This window comes from Streptomyces sp. SID5464 (genome assembly GCF_009862985.1).
Taxonomy (GTDB): domain Bacteria; phylum Actinomycetota; class Actinomycetes; order Streptomycetales; family Streptomycetaceae; genus Streptomyces; species Streptomyces chartreusis_D.
In genome coordinates, this window is sequence record NZ_WWIQ01000020.1 from 270,924 (window position 1) to 273,125 (window position 2,202).

Sequence of the window (2,202 nt, forward strand, 5' to 3'; positions counted from 1 at the left end):
TCGGTCTCGTCCTTGACCGGCTCGGGGGAGGCGAAGGACTCGCCGACCATGCCCGCGGTCAGCGTGGTGCCGTCGTTGGGATCGATCAGGATGAACGAGCCGGTGCGGCGCGAGGCGGCGTAGGAGTCCACCGGCAACGCCTCGGCGGTACGGATCTTCACCCGGCCGATGTCGTTGGCGACGAGCTGTCCCGGATGCGGGTGCAGGGACAGATCATCCAGGGTCAGGCGGGAGGGGATGTCCTTCACGATCGCCTTGACCGTGCGGGTGCCGTGCTTGAGCAGCACCCGGTGGCCCACCGTCAGGGGCGCGTCGGCGACATGGCAGACGGTCGCCTCGATGTCCTGCGTGGTCGGCGGCGCGTCCTTGCTGGGCACGATCAGGTCGCCACGCGAGATGTCGATGTCGTCCTGGAGCAGGAGGGTCACCGACTGCGTCGTCCAGGCCACCTCCACCGGCTCACCCAGCAGATCGATACCCGTGATCTTCGTGGAACGGCCCGAGGGCAGCACGGTGACCTGCTCGCCGACGCGGAAGGAACCGGCCGCGATCTGCCCGGCGTAACCCCGGTAGTCGGGGTGGTCGGCGCTCTGCGGCCGGATCACGTACTGCACCGGCAGCCGGGCGTGGCAGTGACTCAGGTCGTGCGCGACCGGCACCGTCTCCAGGTGCTCCAGCACGGTCGGCCCGCCGTACCAGTCCATGTTCGCCGACGCCTCCACCACGTTGTCCCCGACCAGCGCGGAGATCGGGATCGCGGTGACCTCGGGGACACCCAGCTCGGTGGCGTACGCGGTGAACTCCTCGGCGATCGCCGCGAACACCGACTCCTCATAGCCCACCAGGTCCATCTTGTTCACCGCCAGGACCACGTGCGGCACCCGCAGCAGGGCGGCGATCGCCGCGTGCCGGCGGGTCTGCTCCACCACGCCGTTGCGGGCGTCGACCAGGATCACCGTCAGCTCGGCCGTCGAGGCACCGGTGACCATGTTGCGGGTGTACTGCACATGGCCGGGGGTGTCGGCGAGAATGAACCGGCGCCGGGGCGTGGCGAAATAGCGGTAGGCCACGTCGATGGTGATGCCCTGCTCCCGCTCCGCGCGCAGACCGTCGGTCAGCAACGCCAGGTCCGGGGCCTCCTGGCCACGGCTCGCGGAGACCCGCTCGACAGCCTCCAGCTGGTCGGTCAGGACCGACTTCGAATCGTGCAGGAGCCGCCCGACCAGGGTGGACTTACCGTCGTCGACGGAACCGGCGGTGGCGAACCGCAGCAGCGTGGTCTCCGCAAGCTCCTCGGTGGTGATCGTGCTCATCTCTAGAAGTACCCCTCGCGCTTGCGGTCTTCCATCGCGGCCTCGGACATCTTGTCGTCGGCGCGGGTGGCGCCGCGTTCGGTGAGCCGGGAGGCGGCGATCTCCACGATCACCTTCTCGATCGTGTCCGCCTCCGAATCGACCGCGCCGGTGCAGGACATGTCACCCACGGTCCGGTAGCGCACCAGACGCTTCTCCACCACCTCGCCGTCCTTCGGCCCGCCCCACTCACCGGCCGTCAGCCACATCCCACTGCGCCGGAACACCTCACGCTCGTGCGCGTAGTAGATCTCCGGCAGCTCGATGCCCTCACGGGCGATGTACTGCCACACGTCCAGCTCGGTCCAGTTCGACAACGGGAAGACCCGGACGTGCTCACCCGGGGCATGCCGGCCGTTGTAGAGGTTCCACAGCTCCGGACGCTGCCGGCGCGGATCCCACTGCGAGAACTCGTCCCGCAGCGAGAACACCCGCTCCTTGGCCCGGGCCTTCTCCTCATCCCGGCGCCCCCCGCCGAAGACCGCGTCGAACTTCTCCGCCTGGATCTTCTCCGTCAGCGGCAGCGTCTGCAGCGGGTTGCGGGTGCCGTCCGGGCGCTCCTTGAGCACACCCCGGTCGATGTAGTCCTGCACCGACGCCACATACAGCCGCAGCCCGTGCCTCTCGACCGTACGGTCCCGGTAGTCCAGGACCTCGGGGAAGTTGTGCCCGGTGTCCACATGCAGCAGCGAGAACGGCACCGACGCCGGCCGGAACGCCTTCAGCGCCAGATGCAGCATGACGATCGAGTCCTTGCCACCGGAGAACAGGATCACCGGCCGCTCGAACTCACCCGCCACCTCACGGAAGATGTGCACCGCCTCCGACTCAAGAGCATCGAGGTGGGAGA

Annotated in this window: 2 protein-coding genes; both read right to left on the reverse strand. The window is 68.6% G+C overall.

What is annotated here, in order from left to right; all coding sequences use genetic code 11:
• On the reverse strand, window positions 1-1,313 hold a 1,313-nt coding region (locus GTY47_RS13935), incomplete at its 3' end, for a GTP-binding protein (protein ID WP_010034305.1).
• Between the two features lie 2 nt (window positions 1,314-1,315).
• Window positions 1,316-2,202: sulfate adenylyltransferase subunit CysD (gene cysD / locus GTY47_RS13940; protein ID WP_010034306.1), on the reverse strand; the 887-nt coding region annotated here is incomplete at its 5' end.